The organism is Bacteroides stercorirosoris, from assembly GCF_900142015.1.
GTDB lineage: Bacteria > Bacteroidota > Bacteroidia > Bacteroidales > Bacteroidaceae > Bacteroides > Bacteroides stercorirosoris.
Genome location: NZ_FQZN01000009.1, coordinates 183039 through 202474 on the forward strand (window position 1 = coordinate 183039; position 19436 = coordinate 202474).

Consider the following 19436-nt stretch of genomic DNA (forward strand, 5'->3'; position numbering starts at 1 on the left):
AACCTACTGTTTAAATTACCCTTTCTTCTCACTACCGCCAATCCGCCCCAATATCGCCGAGGCTACTGCAATTATCACTTTCAAAATCTTGTTCCAAACTGACTTTTTCATAACTTAGTCTCCTTTAATCTTTAAAAATTAGTTAATAGTTAGTAATCACATTCACAAAGCATACATACATGTTTGTGCTTTTAAATCATAATTTGTTTCTTTGCAAAGAAAGGTGTTGTCTGACGATGCAAATATACTAACTATCGCAACTAAAACAAACTTTACCTAGAATAAAGTTAGCATTTTACAGCATTTAACTAACTCTCTTCAATATACCTCTTTAATAAATACAAGTATGGAAGGCTGGGAAAGAATAAAACTAATTATGGAACAGGAAGGATACAACAAAAATTCCTTCAGCGCCACTATCGGATTAAATAACAACGTAACTATCACCCGTTTAATTAACGAAGAAAGAAAACCATCAAGGATGACTTGCGAGAAAATAGCTCAACGTTTCCCGCAATACAACCCTAATTGGATACTTACAGGTGAAGGAGAAATGTATCGAGAAAAAGAGAAAGAAACAGTTAGTACCCCGATAGATAGGCAAGAAGAAGTACAGAAAGCAAATACTAACTCTCAATTTATTTCCAATGTACATCCCATAGAGAACATAGGTTTTATGAATGTACCTTTAGTTCACCTGCGCGCCCAATGCGGATACCTCAACGGATACGGAGACCAGGAATATATAGACACTTTGCCAACGCTACCAGTTATAGTAGACCGCACCTACCATGGCAACTACCGCCTGTTTGAAGCAGAAGGGGACAGCATGGATGACGGCTCCAGAAGCTCTATCTGTGATGGAGACATTGTACTGGGTCGGGAAGTCAGGCGCGACCTATGGCAATACCACCTCCACATCAACGACTGGTATTTTATCATTATACACCGTACAGAAGGAATCTCCATCAAAAAAATCATCTCACATGATGTAGAGCATGGTATTATCACCTGCCATTCATTAAATGACATGTTCAGAGATTACCAACTACATTTAGATGAAATAGCAGAACTCTACAACCTTATAAAAATCGTAGATAGAAGCGCAAGACTATAACATCGAAAAAAAGATTCCACACCGCATCCGAACCGTACCTGCTCCATACCTGCTCCACACCTTCTTCTGTTAGAAGTACCTCCATACGAGAAACTACGGAGCAGGTATGGAGCAGGTATGGCTCGGGTACGGTGCAGGTACAGTCCGAACACAAAACCAACAAGGTTTTTACGCCTCAATTCCCCACTAATAAAGCTTTCCGGCACAGAGTTCATTATCAACGAAATAAACAATGAACAGGGTGTTGAAAACTTCTCAGAAAGTTTTTAGTTAAATCTTGTGGGGGATTGTGGGGAAATGTGTACTTTTACCGTCGCTTATTATAATAAGGTAGCAATGATACGTTTTTTGGGCAACATAGAAGCGAAAACCGACGCAAAGGGACGTGTATTTATCCCCGCCGGCTTTCGGAGGCAACTGCAATCTGCCTCCGAAGAAAGACTTGTGCTGCGCAAAGATGTATTTCAAGACTGCCTGGTACTCTATCCAGAAAGCGTTTGGTTCAAGACGCAAAACCAACTGCGGAAGCGCCTGAACAAATGGAACGCAAAACACCAAGACATTTTCCGGCAATTTGTGAGCGATGCGGAAATCATGGTTCCCGATAGGAACGGACGCATCCTGCTGCCCAAACGTTACCTGCAAATGGCCGGCATACAGAGCGATGTACGTTTCATTGGTGTGGACAATACGATAGAAATCTGGGCTAAAGAGAAAACAGAACAACCGTTTATGAACCCGGAAGAATTCAGCGAAGCTTTGCAGGAGATTCTGGGAGACGAAGACGACTGGGATGAAGAGGAAGAGTGATTAACAAGTAGTGATTAGTGATTAACAAGTAGTAGTTAATGGGGAATGAAGAATTGACATATCACGTACCGGTGCTGCTGATGCCGAGTGTGGACGGAATGAATATCCGCCCGGACGGGACGTATGTAGACGTCACTTTCGGCGGTGGAGGGCATTCACGCGAAATATTGTCACGGTTGGGAGACGGCGGACAGCTACTGGGATTCGACCAGGACGAAGACGCGGAACAAAACATTGTGGACAACCCGCATTTCATCTTCGTGCGGAGCAACTTCAGGTATCTGCATAATTTCCTGCGCTATCATGAGATTGAAGAAGTGGATGCAATACTCGCCGATCTGGGAGTATCCTCCCACCATTTCGACGACAGCGAACGGGGATTCTCATTCCGCTTTGACGGTGCACTGGATATGCGCATGAATAAACGTGCGGGAGATACTGCGGCAGACATCATAAACAACTATGATGAAGAACGCTTGGCAGACATCTTCTACCTGTATGGCGAACTGAAAAACAGTCGCAAGTTGGCATCCGTACTGGTAAAAGCACGAACCGTACAGAAGATAACAACTATCGGAGAGTTTCTGGAAGTTATAAAACCACTCTTCGGCCGTGAACGGGAGAAAAAAGAACTGGCTAAGGTATTTCAGGCATTGCGCATCGAAGTGAACCAGGAAATGGAAGCACTGAAAGAAATGCTATATGCAGCAACCGAAGCGTTGAAGCCGGGCGGACGACTGGTAGTGATTACCTATCATTCACTGGAAGACCGGATGGTGAAGAACATCATGAAAACCGGAAATGTGGAAGGTAAAATGGAGAAGGATTTCTTCGGAAATGTACAAACCCCGTTCCGACTGGTAAACAACAAAGTGATTGTGCCGGATGAAGCGGAAATAGAACGCAATCCGAGGTCGAGAAGTGCCAAACTGAGGATAGCGGAAAAGAAGGGGTAAAGGAGTAAAGCAATAGAATGATAGAGCGATGAAAGAAATGGAAGAAAAACAGATAAATGAGAAAACAGAGAAGGCGGAAAAGGCGAAGAAAGCCAAAAGCCGCACGTCTCTGAAGAATATTATCGGTGGCGACATCCTGGCTACAGACTTTTTCCGTCGCCAGACCAAAATGCTGGTGCTGATCATGGTGCTGATTCTATTTTATATACACAACCGCTATGCCTGCCAGCAACAAATGATAGAGATAGATAAACTGAAAAAAGAACTGATTGACATTAAGTACGATGCCCTTACGCGTAGTTCGGAGCTGATGGAACGGAGTCGCCAATCGCGCATTGAGGAATATATCGCGACCAAGGAAAGCGATTTGCAGACTTCGACCAATCCACCGTATTTAATTAAATAAGATACAAGGAGAGAAGGAGACAACTTAAAAACCTTATCAACTTAGGAAAAGAGAATGGCAGTAAATAAGAAAAATATCATGACCCGTTATTTCTTCGTAGTCCTCATAATGGGACTGCTGGGAATAGCTATTGTCGTAAAAGGCGCAATCATCATGTTCGCCGAACGACAATACTGGCATGATGTAGCCGATCGTTTCGTAAAGGAGAATGTAACCGTAAAGCCCAACCGCGGCAATATCCTTTCATCCGACGGTAAACTGATGGCAAGTTCCCTGCCCGAATACCGCATATATATGGACTTCAAGGCGGGCGGCTACACCAAAGACACCATGCTGGTGAACCACATGAACGAGATTTGCGAAGGACTGCATAAGATATTCCCCGATAAAAGTGCCGCAGAATTTAAGTCGCACTTGCAAAAGGGACGCAAAAAAGGCAGCCGCAACTATCTGATTTATCCGAGACGTATCTCGTACATCCAATATAAAGAAGCGAAACGCTTGCCTGTATTCAACCTGAACAAATACAAAGGCGGGTTCCACGAACAAGCGTACAATCAACGCAAGAAGCCGTTCGGCTCATTGGCCGCCCGTACGCTCGGAGACCTTTTCCCTGACACCGCGCAAGGGGCTAAGAACGGCATCGAGTTGTCTTTCGACACATTGCTGAAAGGACGTGACGGCATCACCCATCGCCAGAAGGTGATGAACAAATACCTGAACATCGTGGACATAGCTCCCGTGGACGGGTGCGACATAATCTCCACCCTCGACGTAGGGATGCAGGACATTTGTGAAAAGGCATTGATGGACAAACTGACGGAATTAGAAGCTGTATGGGGTGTGGTCGTACTGATGGATGTAGCGACAGGTGATGTCAAGGCTATTGTAAACATGGAACGCGCCAAAAACGGAAAATACTACGAAATGCGCAACCTCGCTATCAGCAATATGATGGAGCCCGGCTCTACCTTCAAGACCGCTTCTATCATGGTGGCACTGGAAGATGGAAAAATCACGCCCGACTACACGGTGGACACCGGCAAAGGAGTGAAACGGATGTATGGGCGTGACATGAAAGACTGGAACTGGTATAAAGGCGGATACGGCGTGATAGATGTCACCAGGATTATGGAAGTTTCCTCCAACATAGGCGTTTCCAGCATCATCGACAATTTCTATAAGAGCAATCCACAAAAATTTATTGACGGGCTGCGCCGCATGAGCATTGACCAGCCGCTACACTTGCAAATAGCCGGAGAAGGGAAACCCAACATCCGGGGACCCAAAGAGCGCTATTTCGCCAAAACCAGCTTGCCGTGGATGAGTATCGGATATGAAACGCAACTTCCACCGCTCAATATCCTGACATTTTATAACGCCATTGCCAACAACGGCATTATGGTTCGCCCTCGCTTCGTGACCCATGCCATCAAAGACGGAGAAATCGTTGAAGAGTTTCCGGTGGAAGTAATCAATTCTAAGATATGCTCCGACCGTACACTGGAGCAGATACAGACTATCTTGGAGAAAGTTGTGAGCGAAGGCTTAGCAAAACCTGCCGGAAGCAAGCAATTCCACGTATCGGGCAAGACTGGAACCGCCCAAGTGTCGCAAGGAACTGCTGGATACAAATCAGGTGTACGTAACCATTTGGTCAGCTTCTGCGGATATTTCCCCTCCGAGAAGCCTAAGTATAGTTGCATCGTTTCCATCCAGATAAACAAAGGCATGCCATCGGGGGGGACAATGGCAGGTAGCGTATTCGGGAAGATTGCCGAAAGAGTATATGCTAAAAACCTGCGGTTCGATATCCGCAGTGCGATAGACAGCACCACCAATGTCATTCCTCCCGTAAAAGCCGGAGAGATGAACGAAGCATTGCAGGTGTTGAACAGTCTGAAAGTTCCCGTACAGAAGCAATTCTCTCCCCGGAAAGGGAAAGAGGCATGGGGACATACACAGGCATCACCCAATGCAGTTATCCTGCAAGGCAAGGAAGAGGCGAATTCAAACGTCGTTCCCAGCGTCATCGGAATGGGAGCGAAAGATGCGGTTTATTTGCTGGAAAGTAAAGGACTGAAAGTCAGGCTGAACGGCATTGGCAAGGTAAAGAGCCAATCAATACCGGGTGGGAACCATGTAGTGAAAGGTCAAACGGTAACCCTTACGCTTCGTTGATGAAGTGCGGGTGAAGAGTTTATTAAAAGAATATACATTATATATAATAAGGTATGGTATTAAGTGAATTACTAAAAACGATACAACCGATACAGATTATCGGAAGTACGGAAACGGAGATAACGGGAGTGAACATAGACTCCCGTCTGGTGCAAGCCGGACATCTGTTCATGGCTATGCGCGGTACCCAAACAGACGGGCATGCTTACATCCCTGTCGCAATAGAAAAAGGAGCCGTCGCCGTGCTTTGCGAAGACGTGCCCGAAGAGCGGAAAGAGGGTATTACCTATATCCAGGTGAAAGATAGCGAAGATGCCGTTGGCAAAGTAGCTACTACCTTTTATGGTGATCCGTCCTCCAAAATAGAGTTGGTAGGCGTGACCGGAACGAATGGAAAAACCACCATCGCCACCTTATTATATGATACATTCCGCTATTTCGGTTACAAAGTAGGGCTGATTTCCACTGTCTGCAACTATATAGACGACCAGGCCATACCGACCGAGCACACCACCCCCGACCCCATCACCTTGAACCAACTGCTGGGGCAGATGGCGGACTCCGGATGCAAATACGTCTTCATGGAAGTAAGTTCACACTCCATTGCCCAGAAACGCATCAGCGGTCTGCGTTTTGCAGGCGGTATATTCACTAACCTGACGCGTGACCATCTGGACTATCACAAGACGGTGGAGAATTACCTGAAAGCCAAGAAGAAATTCTTCGATGATATGCCCAAGAATGCATTCAGCCTGACCAATCTGGATGATAAGAACGGGCTTGTCATGACGCAGAACACACGCTCTAAAGTATACACTTACTCTTTGCGCAGCCTCTCCGACTTCAAAGGCAAGATTCTGGAATCCCATTTCGAAGGTATGCTTCTTGATTTTAATAATCGAGAACTGGCTGTTCGTTTTATCGGCCGTTTCAATGCCTCAAACTTGCTGGCAGTGTTCGGTGCAGCCGTATTACTCGGCAAGAAGGAAGAAGATGTACTGATTGCCCTCAGCACCCTGCATCCGGTAACCGGGCGTTTCGACGCTATCCGTTCACCGAAAGGCTATACCGCCATTGTGGACTATGCACATACCCCGGATGCACTCATCAATGTGTTGAACGCCATCCATGACGTACTCGAAGGTAAAGGAAAAGTCATCACCGTGGTAGGTGCAGGCGGCAACCGCGACAAAGGCAAACGCCCCATCATGGCAAAAGAAGCCGCTAAAGCGAGCGACCGCGTCATCATCACCTCGGATAATCCGCGCTTTGAAGAGCCGCAAGATATCATCAACGATATGCTCGCCGGTCTGGATAAGGACGATATGCAAAAGACCATCAGCATTACCGACCGCCGCGATGCCATCAAAACAGCTTGTATGCTGGCACAGCCGGGTGATGTAATCCTCGTAGCCGGAAAAGGCCATGAGAACTATCAAGAGATAAAAGGAGTGAAACATCACTTTGATGATAAAGAGGAGTTGAAAAAAATAATGAATGATTAATAATTAAAGCAGCTCTTTAATTTTTAATTCTTAATTCTTAAATTACATGTTATACTACTTATTTCAATGGTTAGATAAATATGACATTCCCGGTGCGGGTATGTTTGGTTATACATCATTCCGGGCACTGATGGCAATCATCCTTGCATTGCTCATTTCAAGCATCTGGGGTGACCGCTTCATCAACTTGCTGAAGCGGAAACAGATTACGGAAACACAGCGTGATGCCAACATCGACCCGTTCGGAGTGGACAAGGTAGGTGTGCCGAGTATGGGGGGTGTCATTATCATTGTGGCAATTCTTATCCCATGTCTGCTGCTGGGCAAACTGAGCAACATCTACATGATATTGATGCTGATTACTACGGTATGGCTGGGCTCACTGGGCTTTGCCGACGATTATATCAAAATTTTCAAGAAAGATAAGGAAGGCCTGCACGGGAAATTCAAGATTATCGGACAGGTAGGTCTGGGACTGATTGTCGGTCTGACGCTTTATCTCAGCCCGCAAGCGGTTATCCGTGAGAATATTGAAGTACAGAAACCCGGACAAGAAATAGAGGTTATCCATGCCGGACAGGACATCAAGTCCACACAAACCACTATTCCGTTTTTCAAAAGCAATAACCTGGATTATGCCGACATCGTAGGCTTCATGGGTAAACATGCGCAAACCGCCGGTTGGATACTATTCGTCATCATCACTATCTTTGTGGTAACGGCTGTCAGCAACGGTGCGAACCTGAATGACGGAATGGACGGAATGGCGGCCGGAAACTCGGCAATCATCGGACTGGCATTAGGAATATTGGCATACGTATCGAGTCACATCCAGTATGCCAGTTACTTGAACATCATGTACATACCCGGTTCGGAAGAATTGGTTATCTTTATCTGCGCCTTTATCGGCGCCCTGATCGGCTTCCTGTGGTACAATGCTTTCCCGGCACAGGTGTTCATGGGTGATACGGGCAGTCTGACAATTGGCGGTATCATTGCGGTGTTCGCCATTATCATACACAAAGAATTGCTGATACCCATTCTCTGCGGTGTATTCTTGGTAGAGAACCTATCAGTTATCCTGCAACGGTTCTACTACAAGGCAGGAAAGCGGAAGGGAGTGAAACAAAGGTTGTTCAAGCGAACGCCTATTCATGACCATTTCCGTACTTCCATGAGTCTGATAGAACCGGGTTGCACGGTGAAGTTTACAACGCCGACAAAGCTGTTCCACGAATCAAAAATCACTGTCCGCTTCTGGATTGTGACGATTGTGCTGGCGGCAATAACGATTATAACATTAAAAATAAGATAACAGAGCTACCAGTTACGAGCTATAAGCTACAAGTGCTCGCTACTGGTCGCCGATAAGAAAACAAACTTGTAGCAACTACCAACTCCAGCCTTCCACAGGTAACTTGTAGTTGGTAGCCCGTAATTTATAAGAACATGAGTAGAATTGTAGTATTAGGAGCCGGAGAGAGCGGTGCAGGTGCTGCCGTACTCGCCAAAGTGCAGGGGTTCGACACGTTCGTATCCGATATGTCCGCCATTAAAGACAAGTACAAGGTATTGCTGGGCAAGTATGACATTGCCTGGGAAGAAGGCAGGCACACGGAAGAGTTGATTTTGAATGCTAATGAAGTTGTGAAAAGCCCCGGTATCCCCAACGACGCTCCGATGATACTGAAACTAAAAGAACAAGGTACGCCCATCATCTCTGAGATAGAGTTTGCCGGACGCTACACCCGAGCCAAAATGATATGTATTACCGGTTCAAACGGTAAGACCACTACCACCTCACTCATCTACCACATTTTCAAGAGTGCAGGACTGAATGTAGGGCTGGCCGGCAACATCGGTAACAGCCTGGCCTTGCAGGTGGCTACGGAACAGCATGATTATTATGTGATTGAGCTTAGTTCCTTCCAACTGGATAACATGTATAACTTCCGCGCCAACATTGCCGTGCTGATGAACATCACGCCCGACCATCTGGACCGCTACGACCATTGCATGCAGAAGTATGTGGACGCCAAATTCCGCATCACGCAGAACCAAACACCGGAAGATGCTTTCATCTTCTGGAACGATGACCCCATCATCAAACGGGAGCTGGACAAGCACGGACTACGCGCTCACCTCTATCCGTTCTCTGCCGTAAAGGAAGACGGAGCCATCGCATACGTAGAAGACGGTGAAGTGGAAATCAACGAGCCTATCGCCTTCAACATGGAACAGGAAAAACTGGCCCTGCAAGGTACACATAACTTATATAACTCTCTCGCCGCCGGCATCTCCGCCAACCTCGCCGGAATAGAGAAAGAGTATATCCGCCAGGCATTGTCCGACTTCAAAGGCGTGGAACACCGCCTGGAAAAAGTGGCAACCGTGCGCGGCGTGGAATTCATCAACGACTCCAAGGCAACGAACGTAAATTCGTGTTGGTATGCTTTGCAGAGCATGAAGACCAAAACCGTACTTATCCTGGGCGGAAAGGACAAAGGCAACGACTACACGGAGATTGAAGATCTGGTACGCGAAAAGTGCTCCGCCCTGGTTTACCTGGGGCTGCACAATGAAAAGTTGCACGACTTCTTCGACCGTATGGGATTGCCCGTTGCCGATGTGCAAACCGGTATGAGAGATGCCGTAGACGCCGCTTTCCGTCTGGCAAAGAAAGGTGAAACGGTGTTGTTGAGCCCTTGCTGCGCAAGCTTCGACCTCTTCAAGAGTTACGAAGACCGCGGCGACCAGTTCAAAGAGTGTGTGAGGGCACTGTGACAGGATATTCTCACGCACCGTGACAGGAAGCTCTCACACAGCGTGAGAAAACAAGCGTCAACAAGAGCGCTTTCATTCTTTAATTATTAATTATTAATTTGCGAAGCATTGGATTTATTAAGAAGCATATTCAAAGGCGATAAGGTAATCTGGATCATCTTCCTCTTCCTTTGTCTCATTTCTATCATAGAAGTGTTCAGTGCTGCGTCTACCCTGACGTATAAAAGCGGAGACCACTGGGGACCGATCACGCAGCACAGCATTCTGCTGATGGTAGGTGCCGTGATTGTGGTATTGGTGCACAATATACCTTATAAATGGTTTCAAGTATTCCCAGTATTCCTGCTTCCCCTCTCCATCGGCCTGCTTGCTTTTGTAATGCTGATGGGAGTTATTACCGGCGACCGCGTGAACGGTGCTGCCCGCTGGATGACATTTATGGGAATCCAGTTTCAGCCATCGGAGATAGCTAAAATGGCAGTTATCATCGTCACCGCCTTTATCCTTTCGAAAGGGCAGGATGAAGACGGAGCAAGTCCGAAAGCCTTCAAACGCATCATGATAATCACCTGCATCGTTTGCGGACTTATCCTGCCGGAAAACTATTCGACGGGAATGTTGCTGTTCGGCACGGTTTATCTGATGATGTTCATCGGACGGATATCGGCCCGCAAACTGTTGATACTGGGAGGAAGTATCCTCGCCTTTGTCGTAGTATTCGTCACATTCCTGTTGGCTACACCGAACGACACCCTCGAAAAGGTTCCTATGGGGCACCGCTTCACAACAGTAAAAGCCCGTATCACCGATTTCACGAATAAAGGAGAAGTGCCCGCAGCCAAATATGACATAGACGGAGACGCGCAGGTGGCACACGCCCGCATTGCCGTAGCCACGAGCAACGTCATAGGCAAAGGACCGGGCAACTCGGTGCAACGGGATTTTCTGAGTCAGGCATTCTCCGACTTCATTTATGCCATCATCATTGAAGAACTGGGATTGGTGGGCGGAATAGCCGTCGTGTTCCTTTATATCTGTCTGCTGGTACGCGTAGGGCGCATTGCCAAAAAGTGCGACCGTACCTTCCCCGCTTTCCTCATCACAGGGATAGCCCTGTTACTCGTCACGCAAGCATTATTCAATATGATGGTTGCCGTTGGCCTGGCCCCTGTCACGGGGCAGCCGCTTCCGCTTATCAGTAAAGGTGGAACCTCTACGTTCATCAACTGTGCCTATATTGGCATGATATTGAGCGTGAGCCGTTACACCGCCCGGTTAGAGGAACAGCAAGAGCACGACGCGCAAATACCGATGCAGATAGAAGCCACCGGAGAAGGAAACAGCGACGTACAAACAGCCGCCGAACCGACAGCTAAAGTATTAAATAGTGACGCTGAATTTGAGTAAATAGATAGTAGTAAGTAGATAACAGGATATGGAAACAAAGAATAACGGACCGCGCGTCATTATCAGCGGTGGAGGTACAGGAGGACACATTTTCCCCGCAGTATCTATCGCTAACGCCGTCAAGGAACTTCGTCCTGATGCGGAAATCCTCTTTGTAGGTGCGGAAGGACGAATGGAGATGCAGCGTGTGCCCGATGCAGGATACCGGATCATCGGCCTGCCCGTAGCTGGGTTTGACCGGAAGCACATCTGGAAGAACTTCGCGGTAATTGTGAAGCTGTTGCGAAGCCAGTGGAAAGCACGCCGTATAGTGAAGGAATTCCGTCCGCAAGTAGCGGTAGGTGTAGGCGGCTACGCCAGCGGCCCGACTCTGAAAGTGGCAGGCATGATGGGAGTGCCGACTTTGATACAGGAACAGAACTCCTACGCAGGAGTGACGAACAAACTGCTTGCCCAGAAAGCATGCAAGATTTGTGTAGCGTACGGCGGCATGGAGAAGTTCTTTCCCGCAGACAAGATTATCATGACCGGCAATCCTGTCCGCCAAAACTTACTGGCCAACAAACCGGAGCGCGAAGAAGCAGTCGCCTCATTCGGTTTCAACCCGGAAAAGAAGACGATATTGATATTAGGCGGAAGCCTCGGCGCACGCACCATCAACCAAACGCTGATTGCCGCGCTGGATACAATAAAAGCACACAGTGACGTCCAGTTCATCTGGCAGACGGGAAAGATATATATCCAGCAAATCAAGGACGCTATTACTACTGCAACAGGTGAGGCAGTACGTAATCCACGTATTCCTGCCATTCCCAATCTGTATGTGACGGATTTCATCAAAGATATGGCAAGTGCGTATGCTGCTGCCGATTTAGTCATTTCACGGGCGGGAGCCGGTTCTATCTCAGAATTCTGTCTGCTGAACAAGCCTGTCATCCTCGTGCCTTCACCCAATGTGGCGGAAGACCATCAGACCAAAAATGCACTGGCATTGGTGGACAAGAAAGCTGCCATCTATGTGAAAGATGTGGATGCAATGAAACATTTGGTTTCCACAGCCCTTGCGACAGTTGCCGATGATGATAAATTGAAAACGCTGAGTGAAAACATTGCCACGCTGGCTTTGCCGGACTCGGCAACGATCATTGCTAAAGAAGTATTGAAACTGATAGATAAACCATAGTACTCAATTATATAAATAAACTGTAGTAACTCAATTCCCCTCCTCCCGGGAGGAGGAGAATTGAGATAGTATAAATTATAAAAAGATGAATATAGAGAATATCAAATCCGTATATTTTGTTGGTGCCGGCGGCATCGGCATGAGTGCCTTGATACGTTATTTCCTGTCAAAGGGCAAGCTCGTCGCCGGTTACGACCGTACTCCGAGCGAACTGACTGAGCACCTTATAAAAGAAGGCGCACAGATACATTATGAAGAGAATGTAGTTCTTATCCCCGAAGCCTGCAAAGATAAGGCAACAACTTTAGTGATTTATACTCCCGCCGTGCCGCAAGAGCATGCCGAATTAGCCTACTTCCGCAATAACGGTTTCGAGATACAGAAGCGTGCCCAGGTTTTAGGAACCATCACCCGCAGCAGCAAAGGTTTGTGCGTTGCCGGAACACACGGCAAAACCACCACCAGCACAATGACCGCCCACCTTCTCCATCAATCCCACGTAGGTTGTACGGCGTTTCTCGGAGGTATTTCCAAGAACTACGAGACAAATTTACTTTTGTCTTCGTCCAGCCCTTACACGGTTATAGAGGCAGACGAGTTTGACCGTTCGTTCCATTGGCTGTCGCCTTATATGAGTGTAATTACTGCTACAGACGCCGACCATCTGGACATTTACGGCACAGAGGAAGCCTATCTGGAAAGTTTCCGCCACTACACCACCCTCATCCTGCCGGGCGGTGCACTGATTATCCATAAAGACATCTCTCTACAACCTGACGTACAACCCGGTGTAAAAGTCTACACCTACGCCCGTACCGAAGGCGATTTCCATACCGAGAACATCCGCATCGGAAACGGTGAGATAGTTATCGACTTTGTGGCACCCGATACGCGCATCAATGACATCCGGTTAGGTGTACCCGTCAGTATCAACATCGAAAACGGTGTAGCAGCTATGGCTCTCGCCCACCTCAGCGGGGCAACGGACGAGGAAATCAAACGCGGTATGGCAAGTTTCCGCGGTGTAGACCGTCGCTTCGACTTCAAAATCAAGAATGATAAGGTCGTATTCCTGAGCGACTACGCCCACCATCCTGCCGAAATAGCGCAAAGCGTGAAGTCTATCCGCGACCTGTATCAGGATAAGAAGATCACAGCTATCTTCCAGCCTCATCTTTACACCCGTACCCGCGACTTCTATAAGGAGTTTGCCGACAGCCTGTCATTGCTCGACGAAGTTATCCTCACAGATATTTATCCGGCACGTGAACAGCCTATCCCCGGTGTCACCAGCCAACTGATATATGACAATCTGCGCCCGGGCATCGAAAAGTGTATGTGCAAGAAAGAAGATATTCTGGAGTTACTCTCTCAGAAGCAGATTGAGGTTCTGATAACGTTAGGTGCCGGAGACATAGACAATTACGTTCCCGAAATCACGAAACAATTGACAATTGAGAATTGACACTTAATTGAGAATATAATGTAAATTGCAAATAGCTTATGGTTAAACGAATTCTATTGTCCATCGTCCTGCTGCTCATCATCGCCTATCTGGTGGTAGCTATCACGGCTTTCAACCGGAAGCCTGCCGGTCAGGTGTGTCATGACATGGAATTGGTTATCAAAGATACAGTCTACGCCGGTTTCATCACTAAGAAGGAGGTGGCGGGTATACTGGAAAAGAAAGGTATTTATCCCGTCGGCAAACCTATGGACCGCATCCGAAGCAAAACACTGGAAAAGGAACTTGCCAAACATCCACTCATCGACGAAGTGGAATGCTACAAGACCCCCAGCGGAAAACTTTGTGTGGAAGTCAGCCAGCGAATCCCTATCCTGAGAGTGATGAGCGCCAACGGAGAAAACTACTATCTGGATAACAAAGGGACAGTAATGCCCCCCGATGCAAAGTGCGTCGCCCACCTTGCCATAGTGACAGGAAGAGTAGAAAAGTCGTTTGCCATGAGGGATTTATATAAGTTTGGTGTATTTTTGCAGAATAATAAGTTCTGGGATGCACAAATTGAACAGATACATGTGTTGTCCGACAAGAACGTGGAATTAGTGCCGCGCGTGGGTGATCATATTATCTACCTCGGCAAGCTGGACAACTTCGAGCGCAAGCTCGACCGGGTGAAAGCTTTCTATGAGAAAGGATTAAATAAGGTAGGATGGAACAAATATTCTCGCATCAGCGTTGAATTTAGTAACCAGATTATCTGTACTAAACGAGAAAAATAAATAAATAGGAATATATCTATGGCAACAACAGAATTTATCGCCGCTATTGAGTTGAGTTCTTCCAAGATTTCCGGTATCGCAGGAAAGAAGAACAGTGACGGAAGCATACAAGTGTTGGCTTATGCGCGTGAAGATGCCGCTTCGTTTATCCACAAAGGCATCATCTACAACATTGACAAGACCGCACAGGCATTGACTTCCATCATCAACAAGCTGGAAAGTCAGTTGAACAACTCCATTGCCAAAGTATATGTAGGCATCGGCGGACAGTCATTGCGCACAGTAAAGAATGCGGTAAGCCGTGTGCTCGAAGAAGAAGGGATTATCTCGCAAGAGTTGGTAGACGCAATCAGTGACGAAAACCTCGAAGTTCCCCTGATAGACATGAGTGTATTGGATGTCGCCCCGCAGGAATATAAGATAGACAATAATCACCAGGCCGACCCGGTAGGCGTGGCAGGTAAGCGCATCACAGGCAACTTCCTGAACATCGTGGCACGCGCCTCCCTCAAGAAGAACCTGGAACACAGCTTCGAACAAGCCAAAGTGGAAATAGCCGATTTGCTCATCGCCCCGATAGCTCTGGCAAACGCCGTACTGACGGAAAGCGAAATGCGCTCAGGCTGCGCACTGGTTGACTTCGGTGCAGACACCACTACCATATCGGTCTATAAGAACAATATTCTCCGCTTCCTCAGCGTACTGCCATTGGGCGGAAACAATATCACCCGCGACATCACTTCCCTGCACATGGAAGAATCGGAAGCCGAACAGCTGAAACTGAAGTATGGTGACATGCTCTACGAGGAAGAGGAGACTGATACCCCTGCCGTCTGTTTGCTGGAAGACGGCCGTAGCATCGAGCTCAATGTATTGAACGACATTATCGATGCGCGTGCCGAAGAAATCCTTGCCAACGTATGGAACCAACTGCAACTTTCAGGATATGATGACAAACTACTGTCCGGTGTCATCTTCACCGGCGGTGGCGCTAACCTGAAGAACCTGGAAGAAGCGTTCCGCAAACGCAGCAAGGCTGATAAAGTGAAGACAACGAAGTTTGTCCACAATACCATCTACGGCTTCAACGACGTATTGAAGAAAGACGGAATGCAGAACACCCTGCTCGGACTGCTTGCCGCAGGAAACGAAAACTGTTGCCTGCAAGAAGTGAAACCTGCGCCTGCCGCCACCGTCACTCCTCCGAAACCCGCCGATATGTTTGGCGACGACGAAGCCCTGAAAGAACAGGAAGCTGCCGCCCGTGCCGCCAAAGCCCAGCGCGAGAAGGAAGAAAAGGAACGCCGCGAACGGGAACGCAAGGAGAAAGAACGTAAAGAAAAAGAAGAGAAGAAGAAAAAGAAGAAAGAAGGCCCCAGCTGGTTTGAAAAGACTTTCAACAAGCTTTCCAATGAGATCTTCTCGGATGACGATTTGAAATAAATTTAATAAAATAAGGAACTATGGACGATATAGTACAATTCGATTTCCCGACAGATTCACCGAAAATCATCAAAGTAATTGGTGTAGGTGGTGGTGGCGGCAATGCCGTGAACCACATGTACCGGGAAGGCATACACGACGTGACGTTCGTTCTGTGCAACACGGACAACCAAGCGTTGAAAGAGTCTCCCGTCCCCGTGAAACTTCAACTGGGACGTTCTATCACCGAGGGACTGGGTGCCGGAAACCGTCCCGAACGTGCCCGCGAAGCCGCCGAAGAAAGCAATGAAGAAATCAAAGCACTGCTGAACGACGGTACAAAAATGGTATTCATCACCGCCGGAATGGGTGGCGGAACCGGTACGGGAGCTGCTCCCGTCATCGCCCGCATCGCCAAAGAAATGGACATCCTCACCGTCGGCATCGTCACCATCCCCTTCATCTTCGAAGGTGAAAAGAAGATTATCCAGGCACTGGACGGCGTGGAACGTATCGCCCAGCACGTAGATGCCCTACTGGTCATCAACAACGAACGCCTGCGCGAGATATATTCCGACCTCACATTCATGAATGCCTTCGGCAAGGCTGATGACACCCTGTCCATCGCCGCCAAAAGTATTGCCGAAATCATCACCATGCGCGGAACGGTGAACCTGGACTTCGCCGATGTGAAGACTATCCTCAAAGATGGCGGTGTAGCCATTATGAGTACCGGCTTCGGTGAAGGTGAAAGTCGTGTGACGAAAGCCATCGACGATGCCCTGCACTCTCCGCTGCTGAACAACAACGATATCTTCAATGCCAAGAAGGTGATGCTGAACGTATCATTCTGCGAAAATTCGGAACTGATGATGGAGGAAATGAACGAAATCCACGAGTTCATGAGCAAGTTCCGCGAAGGCGTAGAGGTTATCTGGGGTGTGGCTATGGACAACACGCTGGAAGGCAAGGTGAAGATTACCGTGCTTGCCACCGGCTTCGGTGTGGAAGATGTTCCCGGTATGGACAGCGTACTCGAAAAGCGCAGTCAGGAAGAGGAAGAACGCCAACTGCAACTCGAAGAAGAGAAGGAAAAGAACAAAGAGCGCATCCGCAAAGCTTACGGCGAAAGTGCCAGCGGCATCGGAAGCAAGAACATACGCAAACGTCGCCACATCTATATCTTCAATCCCGAAGACTTGGACAATGCCGACATCATCAGCATGGTGGAGAGTTCGCCGACCTATCTGCGTGATAAGATTACGCTGAGCACCATCAAGACCAAAGCCGCTGCCGAAGGCCAGATGGCTACGGAAGAAGCACAAGGGGGAGAAGACTTGGGAGGAGTAATCACTTTCTAAATTAAAAATAGAGAATTATGGATTTATTTGAAAGAGTCAGCGAAGACATTAAAACCGCAATGAAAGCCAAAGATAAAGTGGCTCTCGAAACATTGAGAAACATCAAGAAAGTATTCCTGGAAGCAAAGACCGCTCCGGGCGCCAACGATACTCTGACTGACGATGCTGCATTGAAAATCATGCAGAAATTAATGAAACAAGGCAAAGATGCTGCCGAAATCTACGTGCAACAAGGCCGTCAGGACTTGGCAGACGCAGAACTGGCGCAAGTGAAAGTTATCGAAGTTTACCTGCCCAAGCAGATGTCAGCCGAAGAGCTGGAAGTTGCCTTGAAGGAAATCATCGCCGAAACCGGTGCCACGGGTGGCAAAGATATGGGTAAAGTGATGGGCGTTGCTTCTAAAAAGCTCGCCGGACTTGCCGAAGGCCGTGCCATATCCGCCAAAGTAAAAGAATTACTGGGATAACTTCCCTTTTTACACTTACAGCAAGCCGTGTTTTCTCGGGAATAACGAAATTCCCATGAAAACACGGCTTGTTTTCGTATTTTATTGAGTATCATAATTTCTTTTTCAAATACTATCATTATATTTGCCACGCATTTTAAGGGAATAACCCGCATAATCATAAAACTAGAATTCTGGCACAGCAATATGAAAAGCAATATAAAGATGTGGAAATTGATGGTTCTCGCAGGAGTAATGCTTTTCTTGTCTGACGTTGCTTACGCAAAAAGCCGGATGCAAGATTATGTTCCTGGTTATAATCCCGACACAGCTTCCTTCGCAAAACGCTTCATCCACAGACTCGGCGTAGAATACCGGCCGGGATATATATTCCCTACCAGTTCTTTCCTGGCAGGAGACAATTCTCAATGGAAACCTTTCGAATGGGGATATTCCGCCCATTTGAAGTACTCGTTCCAGTTCAAGCCCAACACTTGTGCCGACCGGATTTATGGTGGCGCCTATCAAGGCATTGGCCTGGGGTACTACGATTTCGGAAGCAAAGAAGAATTAGGAAATCCGCTTGCCATCTACCTTTACCAAGGCGCACGTATCGCACGCATCACCTCGCGGCTATCCCTCAATTATGAGTGGAACTTCGGTTTGTCACTCGGCTGGAAGCCCTATGATGAATTTGAGAATCGGCACAACAGCGTCATAGGCTCGAAAGCCAACGCCTACATCAATGCCGGACTGCAACTGAACTGGATGGTTTCGCGCGGCATCGATCTGATAGCCGGAGTTACTGGTACCCACTTCTCCAATGGTAACACAAAATTCCCAAACGCCGGTCTGAATACCGTAGGACTGAAAGTAGGGGTCGTTTACAACTTCAACAGACCGGAAGAAGCACTCATCAAGCCCACATATCAGGCCCCCGTGCCTAAGTTTCCGCGCCATGTCAGCTATGACCTGACCCTGTTCGGCTCGTGGAGGCGGAAAGGTGTATGGGTGGGAAGCGGCCAGATTGCTTCACCGGATGCATATACAGTGCTTGGTTTTAACTTCGCCCCCATGTACAACATCGGATATAAATTCCGTACCGGAGTATCACTGGACGGTGTTTACGATGCCAGTTCCAATGTCTACACCATCCCCGGCAACGGCAACGAGTGTTATAAACCTGCTTTCCACAAACAGTTAGCTCTGGGAATCTCCGGAAGGGCTGAATACGTGATGCCATATTTCACAGTAGGCGTAGGTATCGGCGCCAATGTTCTGCACGGTGGCAGCGACCACAAAGGCATCTATCAGGTGCTGACGCTCAAAGTAGAGGTGGCCCGCAGTTCTTACCTGCATATCGGCTATAACCTAAAGAATTTCAGTGATCCAAACTATCTGATGCTGGGTATCGGCTTCCGTTTCAACAACAAGTACCCTACTTTTCATCGCTGATAAAAGACGTTTCAGCCAGTTTCTTCTTGTTTCAGTCAGTTTCCCCACATAGGAACGACAGTTTCTGTAGTGTACTGAATAAGTTGACACTTCTTAATCCACTAAAAAAGATGGAAAAAGGAAAAAAGAAGTACAACTTGTACAGCGATTCAGATCGAA

General features: G+C 47.6%; 17 protein-coding genes. 16 read left to right on the forward strand and 1 reads right to left on the reverse strand.

Annotated features, from left to right (window positions below):
* Positions 1-15: 15 nt before the first annotated feature.
* On the reverse strand, positions 16-111 hold the full coding sequence (locus BUC01_RS25450) for a smalltalk protein (protein ID WP_159106534.1): 96 nt from the start codon (positions 109-111) through the stop codon (positions 16-18).
* A gap of 235 nt (positions 112-346) precedes the next feature.
* Here BUC01_RS25450 and BUC01_RS08820 point away from each other — a divergent pair, with 235 nt between their 5' ends.
* The 16 genes from BUC01_RS08820 (at position 347) to BUC01_RS08895 (ending at position 19277) form a co-directional block, all read left to right on the forward strand.
* On the forward strand, positions 347-1117 hold the full coding sequence (locus tag BUC01_RS08820; RefSeq protein WP_025834853.1) for a LexA family transcriptional regulator: 771 nt from the start codon (positions 347-349) through the stop codon (positions 1115-1117).
* Between the two features lie 336 nt (positions 1118-1453).
* Entirely contained in the window at positions 1454-1927 is a 474-nt protein-coding gene (mraZ, locus tag BUC01_RS08825) for a division/cell wall cluster transcriptional repressor MraZ (RefSeq protein WP_025834855.1), read from the forward strand.
* A gap of 38 nt (positions 1928-1965) precedes the next feature.
* Positions 1966-2883, forward strand: a complete 918-nt coding sequence (gene rsmH, locus BUC01_RS08830; RefSeq protein WP_025834856.1) for a 16S rRNA (cytosine(1402)-N(4))-methyltransferase RsmH — start codon at positions 1966-1968, stop codon at positions 2881-2883.
* Between the two features lie 37 nt (positions 2884-2920).
* On the forward strand, positions 2921-3289 hold the full coding sequence (locus tag BUC01_RS08835) for an FtsL-like putative cell division protein (RefSeq protein ID WP_025834858.1): 369 nt from the start codon (positions 2921-2923) through the stop codon (positions 3287-3289).
* A 54-nt stretch (positions 3290-3343) separates the two neighbouring features.
* Positions 3344-5470: a penicillin-binding protein gene (locus BUC01_RS08840; protein ID WP_243462714.1), complete on the forward strand. Its 2127-nt coding sequence runs from the start codon at positions 3344-3346 to the stop codon at positions 5468-5470.
* Between the two features lie 53 nt (positions 5471-5523).
* Positions 5524-6975 (forward strand): UDP-N-acetylmuramoyl-L-alanyl-D-glutamate--2,6-diaminopimelate ligase, encoded by a 1452-nt coding sequence (locus tag BUC01_RS08845; protein ID WP_025834861.1) that lies wholly within the window; start codon positions 5524-5526, stop codon positions 6973-6975.
* Between the two features lie 46 nt (positions 6976-7021).
* Positions 7022-8290 carry a phospho-N-acetylmuramoyl-pentapeptide-transferase gene (mraY, locus tag BUC01_RS08850; protein ID WP_073313408.1) on the forward strand — a complete coding sequence of 423 codons (1269 nt, stop codon included), beginning with the start codon at positions 7022-7024 and terminating at the stop codon, positions 8288-8290.
* Positions 8291-8424: 134 nt separating this feature from the next.
* On the forward strand, positions 8425-9759 hold the full coding sequence (murD, locus tag BUC01_RS08855) for a UDP-N-acetylmuramoyl-L-alanine--D-glutamate ligase (RefSeq protein ID WP_025834864.1): 1335 nt from the start codon (positions 8425-8427) through the stop codon (positions 9757-9759).
* 108 nt (positions 9760-9867) lie between these two features.
* The gene (locus tag BUC01_RS08860) at positions 9868-11166 is read left to right on the forward strand and encodes an FtsW/RodA/SpoVE family cell cycle protein (RefSeq protein ID WP_073313411.1); all 1299 of its coding nucleotides are present in this window, start codon (positions 9868-9870) and stop codon (positions 11164-11166) included.
* Positions 11167-11194: 28 nt separating this feature from the next.
* The gene (gene murG / locus BUC01_RS08865) at positions 11195-12349 is read left to right on the forward strand and encodes an undecaprenyldiphospho-muramoylpentapeptide beta-N-acetylglucosaminyltransferase (RefSeq protein WP_073313413.1); all 1155 of its coding nucleotides are present in this window, start codon (positions 11195-11197) and stop codon (positions 12347-12349) included.
* Positions 12350-12434: 85 nt separating this feature from the next.
* Complete coding sequence (murC, locus tag BUC01_RS08870; protein ID WP_073313416.1) at positions 12435-13814, forward strand: UDP-N-acetylmuramate--L-alanine ligase; 1380 nt, start codon at positions 12435-12437, stop codon at positions 13812-13814.
* 38 nt (positions 13815-13852) lie between these two features.
* Positions 13853-14593 carry a cell division protein FtsQ/DivIB gene (locus tag BUC01_RS08875; protein ID WP_025834865.1) on the forward strand — a complete coding sequence of 247 codons (741 nt, stop codon included), beginning with the start codon at positions 13853-13855 and terminating at the stop codon, positions 14591-14593.
* 18 nt (positions 14594-14611) lie between these two features.
* Positions 14612-16036 (forward strand): cell division protein FtsA, encoded by a 1425-nt coding sequence (gene ftsA / locus BUC01_RS08880; protein ID WP_025834867.1) that lies wholly within the window; start codon positions 14612-14614, stop codon positions 16034-16036.
* A gap of 20 nt (positions 16037-16056) precedes the next feature.
* The gene (ftsZ, locus tag BUC01_RS08885; RefSeq protein WP_025834869.1) at positions 16057-17376 is read left to right on the forward strand and encodes a cell division protein FtsZ; all 1320 of its coding nucleotides are present in this window, start codon (positions 16057-16059) and stop codon (positions 17374-17376) included.
* Positions 17377-17393: 17 nt separating this feature from the next.
* A complete protein-coding gene (locus tag BUC01_RS08890; protein ID WP_025834871.1) occupies positions 17394-17843 on the forward strand; it encodes a GatB/YqeY domain-containing protein in 450 nt (149 codons plus the stop codon).
* Between the two features lie 186 nt (positions 17844-18029).
* Entirely contained in the window at positions 18030-19277 is a 1248-nt protein-coding gene (locus BUC01_RS08895) for an acyloxyacyl hydrolase (RefSeq protein WP_073313433.1), read from the forward strand.
* Positions 19278-19436: the final 159 nt, after the last annotated feature.